At 66.3% G+C, this 24,751-nt stretch carries 19 protein-coding genes and 1 riboswitch; of the genes, 9 read left to right on the top strand and 10 right to left on the bottom strand.

Annotated features, from left to right (window positions below):
• Positions 1–100 precede the first annotated feature (100 nt).
• The 3 genes from AC5P74_RS03325 to AC5P74_RS03315 form a co-directional block, all read right to left on the bottom strand.
• A complete protein-coding gene (locus AC5P74_RS03325) occupies positions 101–601 on the bottom strand; it encodes an RNA polymerase sigma factor (RefSeq protein WP_053497507.1) in 501 nt (166 codons plus the stop codon).
• An 82-nt stretch (positions 602–683) separates the two neighbouring features.
• Complete coding sequence (locus AC5P74_RS03320) at positions 684–1,139, bottom strand: hypothetical protein (RefSeq protein ID WP_171957463.1); 456 nt, start codon at positions 1,137–1,139, stop codon at positions 684–686.
• Between the two features lie 35 nt (positions 1,140–1,174).
• Positions 1,175–1,669, bottom strand: coding sequence for a hypothetical protein (locus AC5P74_RS03315; protein ID WP_070489729.1), 495 nt, complete (start codon positions 1,667–1,669; stop codon positions 1,175–1,177).
• A gap of 184 nt (positions 1,670–1,853) precedes the next feature.
• Between AC5P74_RS03315 and ppa the strand changes: the two genes are divergently transcribed.
• Both ppa and AC5P74_RS03305 read left to right on the top strand, forming a co-directional pair.
• Entirely contained in the window at positions 1,854–2,390 is a 537-nt protein-coding gene (gene ppa / locus AC5P74_RS03310) for an inorganic diphosphatase (RefSeq protein WP_005410935.1), read from the top strand.
• Positions 2,391–2,542: 152 nt separating this feature from the next.
• The gene (locus AC5P74_RS03305) at positions 2,543–3,664 is read left to right on the top strand and encodes an HDOD domain-containing protein (RefSeq protein ID WP_171957461.1); all 1,122 of its coding nucleotides are present in this window, start codon (positions 2,543–2,545) and stop codon (positions 3,662–3,664) included.
• A 59-nt stretch (positions 3,665–3,723) separates the two neighbouring features.
• Here the strand turns inward: AC5P74_RS03305 and AC5P74_RS03300 are convergent, their stop codons facing one another.
• From AC5P74_RS03300 to thiC, 6 genes are all read right to left on the bottom strand, one after another.
• Positions 3,724–3,933 carry a hypothetical protein gene (locus tag AC5P74_RS03300; protein WP_032955995.1) on the bottom strand — a complete coding sequence of 70 codons (210 nt, stop codon included), beginning with the start codon at positions 3,931–3,933 and terminating at the stop codon, positions 3,724–3,726.
• Between the two features lie 169 nt (positions 3,934–4,102).
• On the bottom strand, positions 4,103–6,952 hold the full coding sequence (locus AC5P74_RS03295) for a TonB-dependent receptor plug domain-containing protein (protein WP_053497514.1): 2,850 nt from the start codon (positions 6,950–6,952) through the stop codon (positions 4,103–4,105).
• Between the two features lie 49 nt (positions 6,953–7,001).
• Positions 7,002–7,901, bottom strand: a complete 900-nt coding sequence (locus AC5P74_RS03290; RefSeq protein ID WP_053497516.1) for a helix-turn-helix transcriptional regulator — start codon at positions 7,899–7,901, stop codon at positions 7,002–7,004.
• Positions 7,902–8,016: 115 nt separating this feature from the next.
• Positions 8,017–10,335 carry a winged helix-turn-helix domain-containing protein gene (locus tag AC5P74_RS03285; RefSeq protein ID WP_171957460.1) on the bottom strand — a complete coding sequence of 773 codons (2,319 nt, stop codon included), beginning with the start codon at positions 10,333–10,335 and terminating at the stop codon, positions 8,017–8,019.
• A 259-nt stretch (positions 10,336–10,594) separates the two neighbouring features.
• Complete coding sequence (locus AC5P74_RS03280; RefSeq protein ID WP_050562719.1) at positions 10,595–11,266, bottom strand: ion channel; 672 nt, start codon at positions 11,264–11,266, stop codon at positions 10,595–10,597.
• Positions 11,267–11,402: 136 nt separating this feature from the next.
• Entirely contained in the window at positions 11,403–13,247 is a 1,845-nt protein-coding gene (gene thiC, locus AC5P74_RS03275; RefSeq protein ID WP_171957459.1) for a phosphomethylpyrimidine synthase ThiC, read from the bottom strand.
• 81 nt (positions 13,248–13,328) lie between these two features.
• Positions 13,329–13,430: riboswitch (TPP riboswitch) on the bottom strand.
• Between the two features lie 224 nt (positions 13,431–13,654).
• On the opposite strand from thiC, the gene AC5P74_RS03270 reads away from it, so the two are divergent.
• Positions 13,655–15,232, top strand: coding sequence for a BCCT family transporter (locus AC5P74_RS03270; RefSeq protein ID WP_049413309.1), 1,578 nt, complete (start codon positions 13,655–13,657; stop codon positions 15,230–15,232).
• Positions 15,233–15,798: 566 nt separating this feature from the next.
• On the opposite strand, the gene ggt is transcribed toward AC5P74_RS03270, so the two are convergent.
• Entirely contained in the window at positions 15,799–17,517 is a 1,719-nt protein-coding gene (ggt, locus tag AC5P74_RS03265; RefSeq protein WP_495204796.1) for a gamma-glutamyltransferase, read from the bottom strand.
• A 686-nt stretch (positions 17,518–18,203) separates the two neighbouring features.
• On the opposite strand from ggt, the gene ilvC reads away from it, so the two are divergent.
• From ilvC to AC5P74_RS03235, 6 genes are all read left to right on the top strand, one after another.
• Positions 18,204–19,178 carry a ketol-acid reductoisomerase gene (gene ilvC, locus AC5P74_RS03260; RefSeq protein ID WP_495204795.1) on the top strand — a complete coding sequence of 325 codons (975 nt, stop codon included), beginning with the start codon at positions 18,204–18,206 and terminating at the stop codon, positions 19,176–19,178.
• 39 nt (positions 19,179–19,217) lie between these two features.
• Complete coding sequence (ilvG, locus tag AC5P74_RS03255; protein ID WP_005419106.1) at positions 19,218–20,954, top strand: acetolactate synthase 2 catalytic subunit; 1,737 nt, start codon at positions 19,218–19,220, stop codon at positions 20,952–20,954.
• On the top strand, positions 20,938–21,189 hold the full coding sequence (locus AC5P74_RS03250) for an ACT domain-containing protein (protein WP_005419108.1): 252 nt from the start codon (positions 20,938–20,940) through the stop codon (positions 21,187–21,189). Before ilvG ends, AC5P74_RS03250 begins: the two co-directional genes overlap by 17 nt.
• 96 nt (positions 21,190–21,285) lie before the next feature.
• Positions 21,286–22,377: a threonine dehydratase gene (locus tag AC5P74_RS03245; protein WP_053499063.1), complete on the top strand. Its 1,092-nt coding sequence runs from the start codon at positions 21,286–21,288 to the stop codon at positions 22,375–22,377.
• Positions 22,374–23,960, top strand: a complete 1,587-nt coding sequence (locus AC5P74_RS03240; RefSeq protein WP_053499065.1) for a 2-isopropylmalate synthase — start codon at positions 22,374–22,376, stop codon at positions 23,958–23,960. The genes AC5P74_RS03245 and AC5P74_RS03240 overlap by 4 nt, the downstream gene beginning before the upstream one ends.
• 10 nt (positions 23,961–23,970) lie before the next feature.
• A complete protein-coding gene (locus AC5P74_RS03235) occupies positions 23,971–24,744 on the top strand; it encodes a class I SAM-dependent methyltransferase (protein ID WP_053499067.1) in 774 nt (257 codons plus the stop codon).
• Positions 24,745–24,751 lie beyond the last annotated feature (7 nt).

Here is a 24,751-nt window from a genome sequence, read left to right as displayed (position 1 = left end):
CTGGCGGACAGGCGCATTCAAGCGCGGGCGGGGAACTAGACCGCATCCACGGTCCAGTGATCAAGACGTCTGCGCGAAGGCCAGCCCCAAGCCGGCGCGCTCATCGACCGCTGCGCGCCCAGGCCAGGCGCTGCAGCGCGGAGCGCACATGATTCTCGACGGTGGTCACCGACACTCCCAGGCGGCGTGCGATCTCGGCCTGCGTGAGGCCCTGCAGGCGGTTCAGCCGGAAGATGGTGCGGGTCGGCTCCGGCAGGTGACCCGCCGCATCGAGCACCCGCTGCAGCTCATCCTGTGCCATGGCCTGCTCCTCGGTGGAGATCACCTCGTCGGCCCCCCACAGGTAGTGGTCGACCAGCAGCCGGTTGCGGCGGCTCGATTCGCGGCCGTGGTCAGTGGCCAGATTGGCGGCCAGCCGATACAGATAGGCCCGCGGATTGTCGATGGCCTGGCTGTCATCGACCCCACGGGCCTTGAACCAGACCGCCTGGATCACGTCCTCGGCGCCGCTGTCGCCCCCCAGTATCCGTTGCACACGACGCAGCAGCGCTGGCCGCTCGCGGATCAGCAGTTCGGTGAGCGTGGCGGCATTGGAGGACATGCGCGGAGCCGGGACGACAGACGGGGCGCCGCGCATGCTACTCCGTTAATGCAAATAAGTCACATTCTTATTGATGCCGGGACTACAGGCAATCAACCAGTGCGTCGTAGGTATTGGCTGTCGTGCCGGGCAGCGGCGCGTGCAACGCATCGAACCCGTCTCCCGCTTCCCACACCTGCAGCAGGGTTTCCAGGCGTGTTCCGGCAGCCAGTGGCAGCACGCAGGCGTAGCGGCCACGGTTGACGTTGATGCGGCCGCTGGCTTGTACCCGCGTGTCGCTACCGGCGAAGGTCCACACACACTGGATAACCACTCCCGTGGCCTGTTCCACGGAACAGCGCAGGCGCATGGCCCACAGATTGATGTACTGCCCCTCGCAGAAGGTATCGCCACACACCTCATCGAAGCCACGCACCAGTTGCCGCTCGGCAGCAAGGAAACGCTCGTGGCCGCCCCCCGGGCCGGAGTAATCCCGCGCATCGACGAACGCAGGCGCAGCCTGCGCGACGCCGGTGAACGGCAGGCTGACAGACAGCACGCAGCACAACAGCCAGCATTTGCAGAAGCTCCCCATCAGCCCACCCTCCCCTGCGTGCGCAGGCATTCAGGCAGCCCATCGAAGAGACCATGGCCAAGCCCGGGCAGAGGGGCGATCAGGCCACCCGGCGCTTCCAGGGAGGCGTAGAACGCGTCGACGGGCACCCCGGGCTGCATTTCGACCGGACAGACCCAGCTCCCGTTGTCGATCCGCACGTGTCCCGTGTCGGGCTCAACCTCCAGCTCGCTGGCGGCCACCACCCAGACACAGCGCTGCACGGTGCCGCGGTGGGCGAGCACGGCGCAGCGGAACTCCATCACCCGGTAGTTGCTGTAATCACCTTCACACAAGGTGTCGGCGCACCATGCGGCGAATTCACCGGCGACCGCGTCCTCCAGGGCAAAGGCCCGGTCCCATCCGGCCTCGTCGGAGGGATAGTCGATCAGATTGACATGCACCCCGCGCGCAAGCGCGGGCAACGGCGCCAGCAGCAGCAGCAAGGCACAACAGCCCAAACGGTTCCAGTTCATGGCAAGTCTCCTTGGCAAGGACGTCCAGCCTGCCGCGGGGACCGGGTCGAACCCATCGGGAAACCCCGCCCCACCCGCTCCGCCGGAGGCGGGCGCGCAGGTCGGCCCAGCCCTACCCTGCACAGCGCCCGGCAAAGGCATAAAATGGTGAGCTATCCGTCTATACCCCCACCTGGAGCACACCATGGGCCTGGAACTCGTCTCGCCCGGCAAGAACCCGCCGGAAGAAATCAACGTCATCATCGAGATCCCGAAGGACTCGGAGCCGGTGAAGTACGAAGTGGACAAGGAAACCGGCGCGATCTTCGTCGACCGCATCCTGTCCACCCCGATGCGCTATCCGTGCAACTACGGCTACGTGCCGAGCACCCTGTGTGGCGACGGCGATCCGGCCGACGTGCTGGTGGTGCTGCCGCTGCCGCTGGTGCCGGGCTCGGTCGTGCGCTGCCGTCCGGTCGGCGTGCTGAAGATGAGCGATGAGGCAGGCAGCGACGAGAAGATCCTGGCCGTGCCGGTCTCGAAGATCTTCAGCGGCTACGCCCACGTCGAAGACATCGCCCAGGTCTCGAGCCACTGGCTGGAGCGCATTGGCCACTTCTTCGAGCATTACAAGGACCTGGAGAAGGGCAAGTGGGTCAAGCTGGACGGTTGGGGTGGCGCCGCTGAGGCCAAGCAGATCCTGATCGAGGCGCACCAGCGCCATCTCGACAGCAAGGCCTGAGCCTGAACCGGATCGCTCCGGCGATACCCCGCCGGAGCGATGCGGGTCACGTTTCATGATGACGGCACATCACTCTTGCTGCCGTATTAGGTAAATTGCGTCACTTCACACGTCATCGACATCCATCGTCGAGACAGCCAGGGGAACGTGTCGTGCGTATTCTGCTTGTTGGGGATGCAGCCAGCCTGCCGGCTGAGCTGACCGAATTCATTGCCGATCTTGGGGAAGACTGGCAGCCGCTGACCGCCGCCGATGGCCAGACCGCGATGACCGCGGTGGCCACGCAGGGCGTGGACGCGGTGATCGTCTGCCCGCAGTTGCCCGATCTCAATGCCACCACGCTGCTGGGCCAGATCCGGACACTGCGCCCGGAAACCATCCGCATCGCGCTGGTCGATGCACACCATGGCAACCGCCCGCCGCCGGCGCGCCTGATCGGTGTCGCCCACCGCTTCCTGCCGCTGCCGCTGGCGCCGGAAGTGCTGCTGGAGGCATTGACCAGCCTGGAAGAACTGCGCGAAGTGCTGGACAGCCCGCGCCTGCGCGATGCCATCGGCCGTATCGAGAAACTGCCATCGCCACCGCACCTGTACCTGAGCCTGACCCAGGCCCTGGAACATGATGACGATACCGACAGTGCCGATGTGGCCAAGCTGGTCGCCGCCGATCCGGCCATCGCGGCCAAGGTCCTGCAACTGTCGAACTCGGCTTTCTTCAGCCAGGGCCGCACCATTGCCGACCTGCGCACCGCGGTCACCCGGCTGGGCCTGGCCACGCTGCGTGACCTGGTGCTGGCCAGCGAAGTGTTCTCCGCGCCGACGCTGTCGGCTGCCGAGCGCAACTCACTGCAGCAGCGCGCACTGCTCGCCTCCCGGCTGGCCGCACGCCTGCTGCCCGAGTCCAGCGCCGAACTGGGGGCGACCGCCGCACTGCTGGCCGACATCGGCCTGCTGCTGCCCGGCGTGCGCAACGAGCGCAGCGAGCCCGCGCTGGCCAGCGATGCCCGCCCAGGCCATGCCGAGGCCGGCGCCTACCTGCTGGGCCTGTGGGGCCTGCCGATGCCGATCATCGAAGCGGTGGCCTTCCACCTGCAGCCGCAGCGCGCCAACACCCGCAGCTTCTGGGTGACCGGCGCGGTGCACGTGGCCCTGGCACTGGTCAATGGCGACCCGGTGGACGAGGACTACCTGCAGCGTGCAGGCGTGCTGAACAAACTGCCGCAATGGCGCGAGCACGCCAATGCACTGATGGGACTGGTGCCCAGCGACGCCTGAGCGTGCTGGATGATGTCCGGACGACAGAGGGCGCACCCACACGGTGCGCCCTTTCCTTGTCAGCGGATACCGCAGGCATCCTGCACGCAACGCCGGTACTGCGACTCGCAGATGACCGGTGACTTGCCACTGGCCAGGCACTGCTGGCGGAACTCTTCGCAATAGAGCCCGCCACCACAGACACCGAGGCCCTGCGCGAACACCGCGCCCACCAGCGTTGCATAGATCAATGCAGCCGCCGATGCCTGGCGCAGCAACGTGTTCTTCATACCCCTCTCCACATGCAAGCGTCCGGTATTGGACCTCCTGACTGTGTCGATTGCGACACGACGGGACCGTGACTGCGCTCACCTTCCAACAGTTTCCGGAATTCCCCTACAAAAAAGAGGGCGGACCTAGCGGCCCGCCCTCCTCGTGTTGCTACCGCACTTCGATGGATCAGAAGCGCTGGGTGTACTTCATGTACAGGAAGCGACCCACATCGAAGCCGCCGTAGTAGGCGAACGCCGAGTTCGGAGCCGAGTACTGCAGCGAACCCTTGTGGTCGAACACATTGTTCGCGCCCAGGGCGATCGTCGCATCCCACGGTGCCTTCCAGCTGACCTGCAGGTCGTGGAAGGTGTTGGAGCCGGTGTGACGCAGCGGATCGGTCTCGCCGTTGGCCATGTGGTTCGGCGCATCGCACCAGCCGTCAGCCAGCGAGATGCAGCTTTCCTTCATGCCGGAGTAGTAGCGCGCGGTGTAGTTCACACCGAAATCGCCGTACTGCCAGTTGACGCCCAGGTTCGAACGCACGCGGAACAGGCCCGGCTCGCTGACGCGGCCAACCATGATGTTGTCGCCGTCGCTGTTCTGGCGCTGCTCGTCGTACTTGGCGGTGTAGCTGGTGGTCCAGTCGATGCTGAACTGACCGATGGCCAGTTCCGGCAGGCGGTACTTGATGCCCAGGTCGTAACCTTCGGTTTCCATCTTGCCGAGGTTGGCGGTGCCGTAGGTGATCGCACTGACGTGGCCGTCAGCCGCACGGGTCACGCTCGAGCAACGCTCGGAGTTGCCCAGCACGTAGCAGTCACGCAGGATGCGGTCGACGCTGTCAGCGATGATCATGTCGCTGATTTCGTACTTGTACCAATCCAGCGAGACGTCCAGGCCCTGCACCCAACGCGGGCTCCACACCAGGCCGAAGGTGGTGCTCTTGGAGGTTTCCGGCTTCAGGTTCGGGTTGGCACCCGAGATGAACTGGTCACCCGACTGGCACGGCAGGGTCGAACATTCCTTGCCTGCCTGGCCCAGCTGCACGTAGTTGGCCGGCACGCCCGCGCCGGAGCACGCGGCATTGCCGGCAACGCTGCCCGGAGCCTTCACGCCGCACGGATCGATGTACGACTCGAAGCTCGAGCTCAGGCCACCGTACAGGTCACTGATGGTCGGAGCGCGGAAGCCCTCGGCGTAGGTGCCGCGGACCAGCAGTTCATCCAGCGGACGCCAGGTCAGGCCGAACTTGCTGTTGGTGGTGCCACCGAAGTTGCTGTAGTCCGAGTAACGGCTGGCAACGTTCAGGGTCAGTTCCTTGGCGAAGGCCATGTCGGCCAGCAGCGGCACGTTCAGTTCGAGGTAGACCTCGTTCAGATCGTACTGGCCGCGGGTCGGCTTCTGGCCCAGGCCGGTGGACTGGCCCGACTGTGCGAAGGCGTCCGGCACGTAGCTGCCTTCTTCCTTGCGGTGCTCGACACCCAGGGCGAAGCCCAGGTCGCCGGCCGGCAGGGTCACGATGGCACCCGACAGGTTGGCGGTGAAGCTGGTGGTCTTGGTGACGCCACGGGTGGTGAAGGTCGGGAACAGGAAGTCCTGCAGCTCCTGGTTCGCCAGCGAGCCCTGGCCATCAACGCCGTACGGCAGCAGCGGGTTCCACGGGCGGCAGTCGCCCAGGATCGGGTTGGCCGCGGTGCCGCAGCGGGCAACGCCGCCGGCATCGATGAACGACGGGCCCAGGGCCTGACGCGCGCCGATCAGGCTCATGTCGCCACGGTTGCTCTTGATCGACTCGTTGCGGTTCCACAGCGCGCCGACATCCCAATCGAAGGTCTTGCCGCCGAGCTCGAAGAAGCCGGTCAGGGTCGGAGCGAAGCGCAGGGTCTTCAGCTGGCTGTCAGTGGTACGCGGCACTTCCCACAGGCGGCGACGGAAGCTGACGTCCTGGCCGACCGGATTGAAGGCGCTGGCAGCCGACAACGGGGTCTTGATCGAGTTGGAAGCGGACTGGTACGGGTAACCGGCAATCTGCTGGAACGTCTGGCGCTCGTTGTAGAGCACGTCGGTGTTCAGGCTGATCGAATCGGTGAAGTCGTAGGTGCCGTTGATGTAGACCGACTTGCGCTTCACACCGGTGAGCAGGGTCATCTGCTCGTTCGAGTTGGCGAACTCGTCTTCGGTGATCGCGTGGTAGTCGTTCGGGTTCTTCGGGTTGCCACCCGGGTTCAGGGTCTGCCACACAGCGCTCGACTTGGTGCAGTCGTACAGCGCCGGGTTGCACCAGCTGCCGTTCTGGCTGATCGGGCTCCAGTCAGCCGAGGTCGAGTTCGGACCCAGCGAGCCGTCACGGCTGTACCAGCGGTCCTTGGCCCACACCGGATCCTGCTTCGAGTACTCGGCCGACAGGGTCAGGCTGCCGCGTTCGCCGCGGGCACCGAGGGTCATCGAATAGGTTTCGGTGTCGCCGTCGCCCTTGCCGTACTGGCCGACGTAGACGTTGGCTTCGCCGCCATCGAAGTTCTTGCGGGTGATCACGTTGACCACGCCGGCAATGGCGTCGGAACCGTAGATCGACGAGGCGCCATCCTTCAGGATCTCGATGCGCTCAACGGCCGACATCGGGATCTGGCTCAGGTCCTGCAGGCCCGAGGTCGAAGCGCCCAGGCGCTTGCCGTTCATCAGCACCAGGGTGCGCTCGGCGCCCAGGTTGCGGATGTCGACGTAATAGCCGCCCACGTTCTCGCCCGAAGCCAGCGACTCCGAACGCGAGATGGCCGGGGAGCCGGCCGAGGTCAGGTTGTTCAGCACGTCGGCGACGCTCGAGAAGCCCTGCTTTTCCAGGGATTCGCGGGTCATCGTCAGGATCGGCTGCTGGGTTTCCACCGAGGCGCCGCGGATGCGCGAGCCGGTGACCGAAATGCGGTCCAGGTCGGTGGTGCCCTTTGCTTCCTGCGCCGAAGCAAAGGCCGGCGCCAGCGCCAGCGCAATGCCGGCCGGCAGCAAGCCGAACCGCACTGCGGGATTACGAACGTTCATCTATCTCTCCAAGGTACGTGTTAGCAGCGTGTTAAAACACCCCAGCACGTTACGATTGCGTTGCAGCGCTGTATTTGCGCGAACCAACCGGAGACTTTGCGGATTGTGGCGGGAGCAAGCCGCCGTTCTCCCTGAAGCGCGATGCGGACTGGCCGTAGCGGGCGCGGAACGCACGCGCGAAGCTGCAGCAGTTGTCGAAACCGCTGGCGGCAGCGACCTCGCCCACCATCATGTCGGTGTCACGCAGCAGATCAGCGGCGCGTTCGAGGCGCAGCCGTGCCGAAAGCGACTGCGGGCTTTCCTCGTACAGGCTCTGGAAGGTCTTGGACAGGTACCAGCTGGAGAAGTTGGTCAGCTCGGCCAGTTCGCCGATGCGCACCACCCGGTGGCTGTTGCCTTCCAGATAGAGGCGCGCGCGCTGCATGCGGCCGAACACCTGGCGCTTGCGGCTGCGCGAGCGGCCCGGGCAGCGCTGCACGTTGTCGGCCAGGCCGCGCTGCAGGCCCGCGAGGTGCAGCAGCAGCGGGCGCAGGGCCTGCGCCGGCTGGCCGCTGGCCAGCGCATCGCGCCACAGGCGCAGCGCCACGCGCGCATCAGTGCGGTTCATCCGGCCACGACCTGCATACAGGCCGCAGTCGGCCATCTCGGTCAGCACGCGAAGCGCTTCGATGTTCAGGTTCAGGCCAACGCACAACCCGTTGCGACCGGCCTGCACCAGCGGCCGCGATTCCTTCTCGAACGCGATCCACTCGCCTTGGCGCAGGCGGAAGCGCCCTTCCTTGGCCTCGACCCACGAGCTGCCACGCACCTGCATCCAGACAGTGAAGCTGGAGCCGGCGGTCTGCAGGCTGCCCAGCCGGGCCACGCCCAGGCAGGTCGGTGCGACGTCGTCGAGCGACCGGTCCAGGGAAACAGTTTGGCCGCGATCGGCCAGCGAGAGTTGACGCATGGGGGCACCACGGATTTGCCTAGTACAGGACTCCGTTTTGCCAAATCAGGCGGCACTGCGTCAGGAAGGTCCGACGAGATCGCCACGAATTCGCGACGAGATCCCGACGAAGAAATTACGAAGGCCCATTTCCCTTGAACAACAACAACTTGGAGAATGCGGGGAACAGTGCAGGCGGGCGTTCGGGCAACCGCATCACGCCGATGTCAGCGCCATCGCTGACCGCCATCGCCACGAACAGGTCCTTTCCGTCGGCGCTGGCACTGAGCCCGTTGCCGGCGCTGAGCCGTTCTGCGTCCAGGCAACGTTCCGGCTCCTCCCGGCCGGGCTGGATGCGCACGAAGGTGGTGCCACACGTGGTCGAGGTACCGAGGTAGCCGATGCCGCTGTTGCCGGTCACGGTCCAGGCCCGGTATCGCCAGCGGCTGGGCCGGTCATCGCTGATCTGCTGCACGCTGGCCGGGGACAACGCGGCATCCGCCGACCACAGGCCACCGGCGGCCAAGCGGGTGAACAACACGCGGCCACTGCTCCGGTCAAAGCGCGCCTGCGACACCCCATCGATGCTGGCCAATCGGCGCCAGGGCTGGACGCTGCGATCGAACAGGCTCAACCGCGTGCGCTGGTCGGCATCGCGCTCGACCACAAACAGCTGCTGCGGCGAGGCGCCATACAGTGCCTGCAACGGCTGTTCGGCCGGAACCGGCAAGGGTTGCAGGCGTTCATCGCGTGGCGCGATTTCATAGAGCACCGTGCGCCCATGCGCATCGCGGCCAACCACGAGCAACTGCCGGCTGTCGGCCGACCAGTCAGGCGCCTGCCGCGCTTCCGGCCGCAGCCCTTCGATGGGACGCAGCGAATCCGGTCGCTGCATGTCCGCCCACCACAGGGCGAAGCTGCCGGAACGATCGGAGGTGAAGACCAGCTGGCGGCCATCAGGCGCTGCCATCGGCTGCCCATCGCGGCCACTGGAGGCGAACAGGCGCTCGGGCGTGCCGCTGCCCTGCATCGGCACCTTGAACACGCCGAACTGCGCGCGCCGGTGGACGAACGCCAGCATGCCACCGCGTCGCGAGACCGCTGGCCACTGCGCATCATCCAGGCCGGCATCGCGCAACGTGTGCCGCTCGACGTCCAGGTAATAGAGCCGCGCCTCGCTATCGACACGGCGACCGAAGACGATGGTTCGGCCATCGTCCAGCCAGGCCCAGCCGCGCAGCTCTGCCGCTTCATCGGTCAACTGCTCGGGCGTACCGCCCGCGGCTGGCACCCGCCACAGATCACCCAGCTGCGGGTTGCGCACGAACACCAGCCATTGCCCATCAGGCGAATAACGCGGTGCGTAGTCGAAGTCATCCTGGTCGACGCTGTAGGCCAGCGCGCGCCACTGGCCACTGGCCAGGTCCAGCACGCGGATGCCACGGTGCGCGTAGCGACCGACCATGCTGCCGAACACCAGGCCACGCCCATCTGGCGTCCAGTCGAAACTGAGCAGCTCCGTCCCATCGCAGCGTGTGGCCTGGCGCAGTGCGCCACCGGTGGCGCTGGCGATCAGTACCTGGCAGCCGCCGTCGGCGGAGAACCGCGCGAAGGCGATTTCGCGACCATCCGGCGACCAGTTCGGGAAGCGATCGACGGCACCGGCCGGTGGCGCCAGCAACTGGCGCGCCGGCGCGTTGCCGGAGGTCTGCAGCTTGATCGCGCCACCGCCGTTGCCATCCTCGTTGGCGCCCTCATAGGCCACCAGCGAACCGTCCGGTGACAGCGTGGGATAGGTTTCGAAGCCGCTGGTTGCGGTGATCAACCGATACGGTCGCTGCGGGCTGCCGATCACCCGCGTACCGTTCTCCACGGCAGCCTCCACCGGCGAGCTGCCGGCCGGTGCACGACGCAGCAGCAGCGTGGTCAACACCAGCAGCGTGGCCAGCATCAACACGCCCAGCACCAGCAGCACGCGCCGACGGATATGGCGCCAGCGGCGGCGCGCTGCCTGTGGATGCGCAGGCAACGCAGCAGTGGTCACCGGCTGCGCGGCCATGCCTTCGTCGTCGGGGACGCCTGCGGCCACGGGCTCGGCATCGTCCAGCACCTGCACCGGGACCAGAAGCCGATAGCCTGTCTTGGCGATGGTTTCGATGTAGGCCTGGCCGTTGTCGTCGTCGTTGCTGAACGCCTTGCGCAGCTGGGTGACGGCCTGGGTCAGCACATCGTTGGTCGGCAGCGTGTCCGGCCATACCTCGGCGAACAACTCGTCGCGGGTGACAACGCGACCCGGCTGCCGCAGCAGCACGCGCAGCACGCCCAGCGCCTTCGGCGTCAGCCGGCGCGGGCGACGCGCGCCGACGACCTCGACTTCGCGCGAGGACAGAGTGACGGTGCACTCTCCTATCCGGATCCGATCGGATACCGGGAACTGGATTTCGCTGCTGTTCATTTTCTGCTACACAGTAGAGACAGGTCCCGGGCAGTGTTTGCCTTCGATACCGCCCCGTCCTGGGAACAGCGAAAAGCCAGACTCCGCACAAAGCATCGGCGCATACCGCAAAAACAATCGAGCGCGCGAATACTAGCCTATGCAAGTTACCTCGCCTATCGCGTGGTCGACATCAGGCTCTCTCTCGCCGACGAATTCACATAATTTGCGACATCATTCGCGCCCTTTCGGGCGCGAAATTTTTATCTGGCGTTCATTTTCACATGCGCCGCAACATGGTCAATCCGACCAGCCGCGAAACCACCAAAGCCACGTACATCACGCCGGAAAACTGCTCCAGCATGACCAGCGCGCGTGCCTGTGGATGCAACGGCACGACGTCACTCAAGCCGACTCCAGACAGCAAGCTGAAGCTGAGATAAAGCAGCTCCATCCAACTGCGCTGCGAGCCTCCGCCGGTGCCCTGGAAGCTGCCCGGGTACCACTGCTGGCATACCGCGAATGCGAACGCAAATGCCCATGCAAGCAAGGTGAATGTCGCGCCTGCGGCGAACAGTTCGTCGCGGGTGACCTTGTGGTCCTGGAGCATGTAGGCAATCAGGGCGCCGGCCGTATAGAAGTACAGCAGGCTCTCCAGCAACTGTGCGGTGGTCAGCAGTGCGCTGCGGTCGAGCAATGCGCCAGCCAGCGAGAACACCACCGACGGGATGGCCAGCAGCAGTGCCAGCCAGGTGCCCAGTGGGCTGCGCTGGACCACCCACAGCGCCAGGCCCAGTACCGCCATGCCGAACATGCCCAGCGCCGCGCGGCCGGCAGCGGTGTCATCCAGCGCGGGGTACAGCAGCACCGCGATCAACTGGGCACCCAGCAGCCAGGCCGAAGGATGACGGCGGGCAATGGCCAGCCAACGGGTGGTCATGGCAACGGGCATGGTGTCCTTCCCCCAGGGTGATGCGCGGAGCATAGCGGGGAGCGGCGTGATGAGCGGTGGTGCCGGCCGCTGGCCAGCGCTCCTCCCGGCCCCTGCACAACCGGCCGCCGGCCGGCAGCCGGCACCCGGCTACTCGTCATCCCTGGTGGTAGACCTCTGCGCCAGCCGCGCGGAACTCCTCCGACTTCTCCTTCATGCCGGCTTCGGCGTAGTCACGCACATCCTGGGTGATCTTCATCGAACAGAAGTGCGGGCCGCACATCGAGCAGAAGTGGGCCAGCTTGTGCGCATCCTTCGGCAGCGTCTCGTCATGGAACTCCCTGGCCTTCTCCGGATCCAGGCCAAGGTGGAACTGGTCTTCCCAGCGGAACTCGAAGCGCGCCTTGCTCAATGCGTTGTCGCGAACCTGCGCACCCGGATGGCCCTTGGCCAGGTCGGCTGCATGCGCGGCAATGCGATAGGCCATGATGCCGTCGCGCACGTCCTGGCGATTGGGCAGGCCGAGATGCTCCTTCGGCGTCACGTAACAGAGCATGGCCGTGCCGAACCATCCGATCATCGCCGCGCCGATCGCGCTGGTGATGTGGTCGTAGCCCGGTGCGATATCGGTGGTCAACGGCCCCAGCGTATAGAACGGCGCCTCGCCGCACTCACGCAGTTGCTTGTCCATGTTCTCCTTGATCAGCTGCATCGGCACGTGGCCGGGGCCCTCGATCATGGTCTGCACATCATGCTTCCAGGCAGTCTTCGTCAGCTCGCCCAGCGTTTCCAGCTCACCGAACTGCGCGGCGTCATTGGCATCGGCGATGCAGCCCGGGCGCAGGCCGTCACCCAGCGAGAAGGTCACGTCATAGGCCTTCATGATTTCGCAGATCTCTTCGAAATGCGTGTACAGGAAATTCTCCTTGTGGTGCGCCAGGCACCACTTGGCCATGATCGAGCCCCCGCGGCTGACGATGCCGGTCACCCGCTTGGCGGTGAGTGGCACGTAGCGCAGCAGCACGCCGGCGTGGATGGTGAAGTAGTCCACGCCCTGCTCGGCCTGCTCGATCAGTGTGTCGCGGAAGATCTCCCAGGTCAGTGCTTCGGCGCGGCCGTCGACCTTCTCCAGCGCCTGGTAGATCGGCACCGTACCGATCGCCACCGGCGAGTTGCGGATGATCCACTCGCGGGTTTCATGGATGTGCTTGCCGGTGGACAGGTCCATCACGGTGTCACCGCCCCAGCGGATCGCCCACACCAGTTTCTCTACCTCCTCGGCGATTCCCGAGGAAACGGCGCTGTTGCCGATGTTGGCATTGATCTTGGTCAGGAAGTTGCGGCCGATGATCATCGGCTCGCTTTCCGGATGGTTGATGTTGTTGGGCAGCACGGCGCGGCCGCGCGCGATTTCATCCCGCACGAACTCCGGAGTGATGATCTTCTGGATCGAGGCGCCGAACGCCTCGCCCGGGTGCTGCTGCAGCAGGCCCGCATCGCGGATCGTCTCCAGCCGCTGGTTCTCGCGGATGGCAACGAATTCCATTTCCGGCGTGATGATGCCGCGCCGCGCATAGTGCATCTGGGTGACGTTCGCGCCTGCCCGTGCACGGCGCGGCAGGCTGCGGGCGGGGAAGCGCACGGCAGCGAGCTTCGGGTCGTGCTCGCGATCACGCCCGAACGACGAACTCAGGCCTTCGAGCTGCTCGGTATCGCCACGTTCCTCCACCCAGCCGCGACGCAGTGCCGGCAGCCCGGCGGACAGATCGATACGCGCGTCCGGATCGGTGTAGGGGCCGGACGTGTCGTAGACCGTGACCGGTGCATTCTCTTCGCCGCCGAACAGCGTCGGGGTGCGGGTCAACGCGATCTCCCGCATCGGCACCTGCAGATCCGGGCGCGAACCGGGCACGTGGATCTTGCGCGAGCCGGGAATGGGCCGGGTCACGGATTCGGAGAGTTGCTGGGCCTGTTGCTGCAGGGCGGAGAGCTGTGCGTTCATCGGCATCGTCCAGAAAGGTCAGGGACGAAGCGGCGGCGCACTGCGACCGCGCCCGGACGGTCCTTGGGCGGAGTCCGGGCACGGCTGCATTGCAAAGCTTCCCTACGCCGGTATGAGCCGGATCAGGTTCCAAGGGACTGTCTCAACCGTGGCCACGTGGCCTCGGTACCCCCGCTTCTTGGCGTGCATTAGAGCATAGACCGCCCGCTTCCGGATCTGACCCCAATCGCTGTTCGTTAACAGAACCATGACGTCGCGTTCAGTAACGTGCACGTCCGTCGCGCTCCCGCGACCGACGCTTCCTTCGCCGCCGACGCGGCCCCTGCCCGGTTCGCGCTGCATGCCGCCGGCCCTTCGCTGCAAGCTCTGCTCGCTCCCCTCAATCCCTTGATCGGAGAAGCTCCTTCATGGTGTTTCGCGTTTCCATCGCACTGGTTCTGCTGCTGGTGCTGCTTGCCGGTATTGCACCTGGCCCCTTCAATACCGTGGTGCAGAGCATCCTCGGCGAACTCATCCGCGGTATCGGCTGGCTGTACCTGCTGGTGGTGTTCCTGGCCCTGGTGTTCCTGATGTACCTGGCCTTCGGACGCTTCGGCAACCTGCGCATCGGTGGCGAAGACGCCGAGCCGGAGTTCTCGCGGGCCAGCTGGATGTCGATGCTGTTCGCCGCCGGCATGGGCATCGGCCTGGTGTTCTGGGGCGCCGCCGAGCCCATTTCGCACTTCAGCAAGCCACCGGAAGGGCTTGCTCCGCAGAGCCTGGATGCGGCACGCGCCTCGATGCGCTATGCATTCTTCCACTGGGGCCTGCACCCGTGGGCCATCTACGCGCTGATCGGGCTGGCAATGGCCTGGTTCCAGTTCAACCGCAACGGCCGTGGCCTGGTCAGCGACATGCTGCAGCCGATCATCGGCCGCCATCATCGCGGCTGGATCGGTCGCGTGGTCAACATCGCTGCAGTGGTCGCCACCGCGATCGGTGTCGCGACGACGCTGGGCTTCGGCACCATCCAGATCGCCGCCGGCATCGAGCGCGTGTTCGGCGTGCAGGCTACCGTCCCAGTGCAGATGACCATCATTGCCGTCGCCTTCGTGCTGTATATGGCGTCCACCGCCAGTGGCGTGGAGCGGGGTGTGAAGTGGCTGTCCAATTTCAACCTGGCGTTGGCTGCCCTGCTGGCAGCCATCCTGCTCGTGCTGGGGCCGACCGGCTTCATCTTCGATACGTTCACCACCACGCTGGGCTCCTACCTCAACCAGCTGGTGACAATGAGCCTGCGCATGTCACCGTTCTCCGGCAGCACCTGGGTGGCGGACTGGACAATCTTCTACTGGGCCTGGTGGATCTCGTGGGCACCGTTCGTGGGCTCATTCATCGCACGCATCTCGCGCGGCCGCAGCGTGCGCGAGTTCGTGATCGGCGTAGTGCTCGCGCCGACGCTGCTGGGCTTCTTCTGGTTCGCGGTGTTCGGCGGCACCGCGCTGTGGGCGCAGATCTTCGGCCATGCCGACCTGGTGCAGGCGCTGGGCAATGGCTACGAGACGGTGCTGTTCACGCTGTTCGACAGCATGCCGCTGCCGTTGCTGCTGTCGTGCATCGCACTGGTACTGCTGATGATCTTCTTCGTAACTTCGGCCGACTCGGCGGTACTGGTTCTGGCCAGCATGTCCACTGACGAAGCAGGCGATCCACCGTTGAAGCGCAAGCTGGCCTGGGGCATCGCGGTGGCGTTGATCGCAGCGGCGTTGCTGCTGGCCGGTGGCCTGGATGCACTGCAGGGCATGATCACGATTGCGGCGTTGCCATTCGCGCTGCTGATGGTGCTGGTGATGGTGTCGCTGTACCGCGTGCTCGACCAGGAGTACACGCGTGAGCGACGGCAGGCGCAGCGCCAGCGGCACATGATCGATGCGTGGATCGCACGCGAGATGGCGGCGCAGGAAGAGACGCAGGCCGAGGCCGCACGCGCGCACGATCAGGATTGAGGGTGTTTTGCAGCCTGCGGCTGCACCGCTTTTTCAGGCAAGGGCCAAGGTCAAATTCAAAGGCGGTTCTGGGTTGCTGCTGGTTGGGTGGGGCGGTGTGGGTGGGCAGGACACGCCGTGAACCCATCCATGGGGGCTCGATGGCGCCATCCATGGCGCCAACGGTCCTGCCCACCCACACCGCCCCACCCCCGACAGTTTCCCGGTAACTGTTGGTTTTCCACGCTTTGCGTGGAAGATGTGTATCGGAAAACAAGAAGGGGTCAGATCCGTTTTCCTTCGGAAAACGGATCTGACCCCAACACACAGCGCGCGGCTGTTGCCGTTGCCTTTGCCTTTGCCTTTGCCTTTGCTCTTGCTCTTCTTTTTTCTTTTCCTGCGGTGACGGACACGGAAACTGTCCGTGGCCGGGCGGGTGGGTTGGCTGGGGGCGTGAGCCGCATGGATGCGGCGACCGAGCTTACATGGACGTACTTGCAGCGGCCCCCAGACGATCCACCCGCCCGGCTAAGCCCCGTATCGCTGCCATCACCGCAGAGGGGACTCAGCCCGTTGGCCGGGAAACCTCAATACCCCGCCGCCTGCCCGTCCTTGCGGCTCTCCGAAGCCCCGTAGTACACCCCGGTCTCGGGATCGCGCATGATCGCCTGATAGCCACCATACGGGCCGTCGGCGAACACGATGCGATGCCCCTTGCGCATCAGCGCGCGCACGGTTTCATACGGGAAGCCGGTTTCCAGGTTCACTTCACCACCGTCGGTCATCGCCGTGGCCTGGCCGGTCGGCTCGGTGGAACCCTCATGCTGGATGCGCGGTGCGTCACCGGCTTCCTGCAGGTTCATGCCAAAGTCCACCAGGTTCATCACGATCTGCGCATGGCCCTGCGGTTGCATCGCGCCGCCCATCACGCCGAAGCTGGCATACGGCTTGCCCCCCTTGGTAATGAACGCCGGAATGATCGTCTGGAAGGGGCGCTTGCCCGGTGCGTATCCGTTGGGATGGTTCTTCTGCAGCACGAACATCTCGCCGCGGTCCTGCAGGATGAAGCCCAACCCCGGCGGCGCCATGCCGCTGCCCATGCCGCGGTAATTGGACTGGATCAACGAGACCATCATGCCGTCGGCGTCGGCCACCGTCATGTAGATCGTGTCGCCTTCCTCCAGCTGCTTCGGTGTGCCCGGCTGCACTTCCTTCAAGGCCTTGTCCATCGAGATCAGCGCGCGGCGCTGCGCGGCGTACTCCTTGGAGATCAGCTTCTGCACCGGCGCCGGCTGGAATGCCATGTCGGCGTAGAAGCGCGCACGGTCGGCGAAGGCCAGCTTCTTCGCCTCAACGAACAGGTGCACATGCTCGGGTGAGCCGAACGGGATCTTCGAGAAATCGTAGCCTTCCAGCACGTTGAGGATCTGAAGCGCAGCGATGCCCTGGCTGTTGGGTGGCAGCTCCCAGACATCGTAGCCACGGTAGTTGCTGCTGACCGGCTCGACCCATTCACCGTGGTGGTCGGCCATGTCCTGGTAGCTCAGGTAGCCACCGTTGGCCTTGAAGTAGTCACCGATGGTGCGCGCGATCTCGCCCTTGTAGAAGGCGTCGCGCCCGCCGTCGGCGATCTTCTGCAGGGTGCTGGCCAGGTTCGGGTTCTTCCACATCTCGCCCTTGCGCGGGGCGTGGCCGTTGATCGTGAACTGCTCCTTGAAGCCCGGGTACTGCGACAGCTTGGGCACCGAACGGTCCCAGTAGTAGGCGATCACCTCGACCACTGGGTGGCCCTCGCGGGCGTAGCGGATGGCCGGCGCCAGGTTGTCGGCCATCGGCTTGCGACCGAAACGGTCGTGCAGGGCGAACCAGCCGTCGACCGCGCCAGGTACCGACACCGGCAGCGGGCCGGTGGCCGGGATGTCCTTCAGGCCACGACGCTGGAACTCGGCCAGGGTGAGCGACTTCGGCGAGCGGCCCGAGCCGTTGTAGCCGTAGAGCTTCTGCGTCTTTGGGTCCCAGACGATGGCGAACAGGTCGCCACCGATACCGTTGCCGGTCGGCTCCATCAATCCGAGCGCGGCATTGGCCGCGATCGCCGCGTCGACCGCCGAGCCACCGCCCTTCATCACGTCCAGCGCGATCTGGGTGGCCAGCGGCTGCGAGGTAGCCGCCATCGCATGCGGGGCGATCACCTCCGAACGGGTGGCGAAGGTGTGGCCGGTGATGCGGTCGGCGGCGATGGACAGTGCAGGCACGGCAGCCAGCACGGCGGCGGCGAGCAGGGAGCGGGCAAGGCGTCGGGACACGGTCGGGTTCCGGTGGAAGGTGGTTCCGCGATCTTCGCCGCTGCGGCCTTCATGCGGTATCGGGCAGAGGTCATGGGCGATGGCCTTTCGGTAGGTGCCGACCAGGGTCCGCCCCAGCATGGCGAACAGCGACCCGGAATCCGCGCAAAAAGCGTGTTGAAAGGAGTGAATTCGGGTTCACTGAAACACTTTCAGTGGCAACCATCCTTGCGGCGCAAGCGATTTCGCTGGACTCACTGGAAACCGATAAAAAAACTGTCGTGAGGGTTGACACCGCCAAAACGCCTGTGTTTCTCTCGATCGCATGTTGCATCACAACACGCCACCGCGAACCCACATCGAAGCCGCCGCCATCGGCGCCGCCTCGCTGCGTTCGATTCTTGTGCTCGTACTTATTACCCAACCCACAGGTGCGGGACGAGCCAGCGTGTAAGCAACAGACACACCGGAACTCTTCAAAAACCCGCACCCGCCCCGGTGCGGGTTTTTTCATTTCAGAACCTGGTTTCAGACGCAACCACCATGACCAACGCTCATCGCACAACCCGGACCTGCAGCACCACGCCTCGTGGTGGCTGTGCCTGTGCGATGCGCGGCGCCCCCTCCACCGCTTTCCCCTGACCGGCCGGCACGTCACCTCGACGACCGGCCGTTCTTTTTTCTTCCCACCGCAAGGAACCTCCCCCATGAGCACCAACGACCTGCCCCAGACCAAGATCGCCGTCATCGGCTACGGCAGCCAGGGCCGCGCCCACGCACTGAACCTGCGCGAATCCGGCTTCGACGTGGTGGTAGGCCTGCGTCCGGGCGGTCCGACCGAAACCAAGGCCCAGGCCGATGGATTCACCGTGGTCGCGCCCGCCGATGCGGTGAAGGACGCCGATCTGGTCGCCGTGCTGACCCCCGACATGGTGCAGAAGAAGCTCTACAACGATGTGCTGGCGCCGAACATGAAGCAGGGGGCGTGCCTGCTGTTCGCCCACGGACTGAACGTGCACTACGGCATGATCGAGCCGCGCGCCGATCTGGACGTGGTGCTGGTCGCGCCGAAGGGCCCGGGTGCGCTGGTGCGCCGTGAGTACGAGATCGGCCGTGGCGTGCCGTGCATCTGGGCGGTCTACCAGGACGTCAGCGGCAAGGCCGCGCAGCATGCCCAGGCCTATGCGGCCGGCCTCGGCGGTGCCCGCGCCAACCTGATCCAGACCACCTTCAAGGAAGAGACCGAGACCGATCTGTTCGGCGAGCAGGCGGTGCTGTGTGGTGGTGCGTCGGCGCTGGTGCAGGCTGGTTTCGAGACCCTGGTGGAAGCCGGCTACCAGCCGGAGATCGCCTACTACGAAGTACTGCACGAGCTGAAGCTGATCGTCGACCTGTTCTACGAAGGCGGCATCTCGCGCATGCTGGAATTCATCTCCGAGACCGCGCAGTACGGCGACTACGTCAGCGGCCCGCGCGTGATCGACGCCGGCACCAAGGCGCGCATGAAGGAAGTACTGAAGGACATCCAGGACGGCACCTTCACCAAGAACTGGGTGGCCGAGTACGAAGCGGGCCTGCCGAACTACAACAGGTTCAAGCAGGCCGACCTGGAGCACCCGATCGAAAAGGTGGGCAAGGAACTGCGCGCCAAGATGGTCTGGTTGCAAGGACAGGCCGCGTAACCGCGCGGCCCTCCCCCACCCGCTTTGCAAGGTTCCCCCATGAACTCTTCCACACACCGCAGCGCGCCGCCCAACGGCGCGCGCTGGCTGACCCAGGCGCTGGAGGCCGAAGGCGTCCGCACGCTGTTCGGCTATCCCGGTGGCACCATCATGCCGTTCTACGACGCGCTGGTGGACTCGTCGCTGAAGCACATCCTGGTGCGCCACGAGCAGGGTGCCGCCCTGGCCGCCAATGGTTTCGCCCGCGCCAGCAACCAGGTGGGCGTCTGCGTGGCCACCTCCGGGCCGGGCGCGTCGAACCTGGTCACCGGCATCGCCGATGCGATGCTGGACTCGGTACCGATGGTCTGCATCACCGGCCAGGTCGGCACGCCGCTGCTGGGCACCGACGCCTTCCAGGAACTGGATGTGTTCGGCCTGACGATGCCGATCGTCAAGCACAGCTGGCTGGTGCGCAGCGTCGATGACCTGCCGCGCGTGGTGGCCGATGCGTTCCGGATCGCCCGCGAAGGTCGCCCCGGCCCGGTGCTGATCGACCTGCCCAAGGACGTGCAGCTGGCCGACGCCAGCCATCTGCCGGCCCATGCGCCCAGCAGCGTCGAACCACCGCCGGCGCCGGCCGAGGCCGCCATTGCCGAAGCCATTGCCGCGCTGGCCGCGGCCGAGAAGCCGGTGGTCTACGCCGGCGGTGGCATCGCGCTGGGTGATGCGGTGCAGGACCTGCGCGATTTCGTCGAGGCTAGTGCCATCCCCACCGTGATGACGCTGCGCGGCCTGGGCGCACTGCCGGCCAGCCATCCGCAGTCGCTGGGCATGCTGGGCATGCACGGGACCCGCGCGGCCAACATGGCGGTGCAGGAAAGCGACCTGCTGCTGGTGCTGGGCGCACGCTTCGACGACCGTGCCACCGGCAAGCTGGCGGAGTTCGCACCGTTCGCCCGCGTCGTTCACATCGATGCGGACGCATATGAGATCTCCAAGCTGCGCAGCGCCGATGTCGCCGTGCCCGGCAACGTCGGTCACGCCATCCGCGCCCTGCGTGCGGCCTTCCCCTCCCCCAAGGCCCACCAGGACGCATGGCGCAAGCGCTGTGCACAGCATCGCGATCGTTTCGCTGCGCGCTACGACGCACCGGGCCAGCACATCTACGCCCCGGCGCTGCTGAAGCGCCTGAGCGAGCTGGCCCCGGCCGATGCGGTGATCGCCTGCGACGTTGGCCAGCACCAGATGTGGGTGGCGCAGCACTGCCGCTTCAACCACCCGCGCAACCACCTGACCAGTGGCGCGCTGGGCACCATGGGCTTCGGCCTGCCGGCAGCGATGGGTGCGCAGTTCGCCTGCCCCGATCGCACCGTGGTGCTGGTGTCCGGCGACGGCAGCTTCATGATGAACGTACAGGAGCTGGCGACCATCGCGCGCTGCCGCCTGCCGGTGAAGATCGTGCTGCTGGACAACAGTTCGCTGGGCATGGTGCGGCAGTGGCAGGAGCTGTTCTTCGCCGAGCGCTACAGCGAGATCGACCTGTCCGACAACCCGGACTTCGTGGCGCTGGCGCAGGTGTTCGGCATTTCCGCCACCCGCATCGACGCGCGGGATGACGTCGAGGGTGGCCTGGCCGCGCTGCTGGCCGAACCCGGCCCGGCACTGCTGCACGTGGCCATCGATGCACGCGCCAACGTATGGCCGCTGGTGCCACCGAACACCGCCAACAGCACGATGCTGGAAAGCAACCCCGCCCATGCCCGCCAGGAGATCCCCAATGCACTACCGGCTTGACCTGGTGCTGCACCCGGCCGAAGGCGCGCTGTTGCGCGTGATCGGCATGGCCGAGCGCCGTGGCTTCGCGCCGCGTGCGATCAGCGGTGCGCCGGTGGCCGCCGACGATGGCCGCTGGCACCTGCAACTGGTGGTGGATGGCCAGCGCCCGGCGGAAACGCTGTGCCGGCAGATCGAAAAGATCTACGACTGCGTGTCCGTGCAGGTCACCGCCGTGGAAGGAGCATCCGTATGAACACCCGTACCGTAGTGACCACGGTGCCGGTACGGAGGCGTCTTCTTCGCCGCCCGTGCCCGCATGCGGCGGTCGCCTGCACCCCGCTGGTGGCCCATGCCGGCCGCTGATGCCAGCCAGGAAAGCGATGTCGGAGACGTAAGCGTCGCCGACGTACTGGCGGCGCAGGCCCGGCTGCGCCGCTTCCTGCCGCCTACCCCGCTGCACCATGCCGAGCGCTTCGGCACCTGGCTGAAGCTGGAGAACCTGCAGCGCACCGGGTCCTACAAAGTGCGCGGCGCGTTGAACGCGCTGCTGGCCGGCCGCGAGCGCGGCGATACCCGGCCGGTGATCTGCGCCTCGGCCGGCAACCATGCCCAGGGCGTGGCGTGGGCGGCCTACCGCCTGGACGTTCCGGCCATCACCGTGATGCCACATGGCGCGCCGGCCACCAAGATCGCCGGCGTCGCTCACTGGGGCGCCACCGTGCGCCAGCATGGCACCAGCTATGACGAGGCCTACGCCTTCGCGGTTGAACTGGCACAACGCCACGGCTACCGCTTCCTTTCCGCGTTCGACGACGCCGATGTGATTGCCGGCCAGGGTACGGTCGGCATCGAGCTGGCCGCGCACGCACCGGACGTGGTGATCGTGCCGATCGGCGGCGGTGGCCTGGCCTCCGGCGTTGCACTGGCGCTGAAATCACAGGGCGTGCGCGTGATCGGTGCCCAGGTGGAAGGCGTTGACTCAATGGCGCGCGCCATCCGCGGCGACGTACGCGAGATCGCCCCCGTCGCCTCGCTGGCCGACGGCGTGCGGGTGAAGATCCCTGGATTCCTGACCCGACGCCTGTGCACCTCGCTGCTGGACGACGTAGTGATCGTGCGCGAAGCCGAACTGCGTGAAACCCTGGTCCGGCTGGCACTGGAAGAACACATCATCGCCGAGGGCGCCGGTGCGCTGGCGCTGGCAGCAGGCCGCCGTGTCGCTGGCCGCCGCAAGTGCGCGGTGGTGTCCGGCGGGAATATCGATGCGGGTGTCCTGGCCGGCCTGCTCACCGACATCCGGCCGCGCCCGCCGCGCAAACCACGGCGACGGCGTAGTGAAACCCCGCGCTCGCCCGGCAAGGCCAGCGCCCTCGCGTCCCCCACCTCTTCCCCTTCCCCCCTGCAAGCCGCCGCACCCGCTGTCGAGGAGATTTCCCTGTGACCACCATCGAACGAATTACCACCCCGCGCATCCGCATCTTCGACACCACCCTGCGTGACGGCGAGCAGTCCCCCGGCTGCAGCATGAGCCCGCCGCAGAAGCTGGTGATGGCGCGTGCGCTGGACGAACTGGGCGTGGACATCATCGAGACCGGCTTCCCGGCCAGCTCGCAGTCCGACCGCGAGGCGATGGCGCTGATCGGCCGCGAACTGCGCCGCCCGAGCCTGAGCCTGGCCGTGCTGTCGCGCTGCCTGCAGGCCGACATCGAGACCTCGGCACGCGCACTGGAAGCGGCCGCCAACCCGCGCCTGCACGTGTTCCTGTCGACCAGCCCGCTGCACCGCGAGCACAAGCTGCGGATGACCCGCGAGCAGGTACTGGAATCGGTACGCAAGCACGTCTCGCTGGCTCGATCGTACATCGACGATGTCGAGTTCTCCGCCGAGGATGCCACCCGTACCGAGCTGGACTACCTGATCGAAGTCTCGCGCGTGGCCATTGCCGCCGGCGCCACCACCATCAACCTGCCCGACACCGTCGGCTTCACCACGCCGGAAGAGATCCGCGCGATGTTCCAGCAGGTCATCGCCGGCGTCGCCGACGTGCCGAATGCCGCCAATGTGATCTTCAGCGCGCACTGCCACAACGACCTGGGCCTGGCGGTGGCCAACTCGCTGGCCGCCATCGAAGGCGGTGCACGCCAGGTCGAGTGCACCGTCAACGGCATCGGCGAGCGCGCCGGCAACTGTTCGCTGGAAGAGATCGCGATGGTGCTGAAGGTGCGCCAGGCCTTCTACGAACAGGACAGTTCGATCAACACCCCGCGCATCGTCGGCACCTCGCAGCTGCTGCAGCGCCTGGTCGGCATGCCGGTACAGCGCAACAAGGCCATCGTCGGTGCCAATGCCTTCGCCCACGAATCGGGTATCCACCAGCACGGCATGCTGCGCCATCGCGGCACCTACGAAATCATGCGCCCGGAAGACGTGGGCTGGGAAGATTCGCAGATGGTGCTGGGCCGCCACAGTGGCCGCGCCGCCGTCGAAGCACGCCTGCGTGCACTGGGCTTCTGGCTGGACGAAGACGAACTGAAGCTGGTGTTCGAGCAGTTCAAGGGCCTGTGCGAACAGCAGCGCGTGGTCACCGATGCCGACCTGCAAACCTTGATGCAGGGCGGCTCCAACGCGCAGGGCTATCGCCTGGCGTCGATGACCATCAGCGACGTCGGCAGCCGCGCCAATGCACTGGTCGAACTGTCCGACCCGGACGGCAACCGCGTGGCCGAGACCGCGCAGGGCGACGGCCCGGTCGATGCGCTGTTCGGCGCGCTGTCGGCTGCCACCGGCGTGCAGCTGATGCTGGACAGCTACCAGGTGCACAGCGTCGGCATCGGCGCCGATGCGCGCGGTGAAGCCAATCTGAGCGTGCGCCACGACGGCGTGGAGTACGACGGCACCGGCACCAGCAAGGACATCATCGAAGCCTCCGCGCTGGCCTGGCTGGATGTGGCCAACCGCCTGCTGCGCCAGCGCCAGGCCACCGCCCACAGCAGCACCGACGTTCCCACCCCTGCCACCGCCTGAGAAACCCGAGATGAGCGCCTTCGACACTCCTACCGCAGCCGCTGGCCAGCAGTGGAACGCCCAGGACTATGCGATCGATGCCGGCTTCGTACCGTTGCTCGGTGGCGCGGTCGCGCGCCTGCTCGATCCGCGCGCCGGTGAGCGCATCCTCGACCTGGGCTGTGGCGATGGCGTGCTCAGCACCGAGCTGGCCCTGAGCGGCGCGTGCATCCACGGCGTGGACGCGTCGCCGGAACTGGTGATCGCCGCCCGTGCACGTGGCGTCGACGCGCAGGTGATGGACGGCCACGCGCTGTCGTTCGACAGCGAGTTCGATGCGGTCTTCAGCAATGCCGCATTGCATTGGATGGGCAACCCGGACCGTGTGCTGGAAGGCGTGCGTCGCGCGCTGCGCCCCGGTGGCCGCTTCGTCGCCGAGTTCGGCGGCCATGGCAACGTGGCCACGATCGTCGCGGCGGTACAGGCCGCACGCGTGGCCCACGGCCATGGCGCCAGCACCTTCCAGTGGTACTTCCCGACCGCCGATGCCTATGCAGACCGCCTGCGCCAGCATGGCTTCCAGGTGCAACTGATCGAATGCACGCCGCGCCCGACCCCACTGCCGACCGGCGTGGCCGGCTGGCTGCGGGTATTCGCCGCGCCGCTGCTGGATGACCTGCCCGCCGAGGCCCGCGCCACCGTGCGCGAGGCTGCCACCGCGTTGCTGGCCGACCTGCCACGCAATGCCGCCGGCCAGGCGCTGGCCGACTACGTGCGCCTGCGTGTGCTCGCCCGCCGTCGCTGACTTGACC

This window comes from Stenotrophomonas sp. YJH_SMC_94-11, from assembly GCF_059370435.1.
This window is presented reverse-complemented; position numbering and strand designations above follow the sequence as displayed.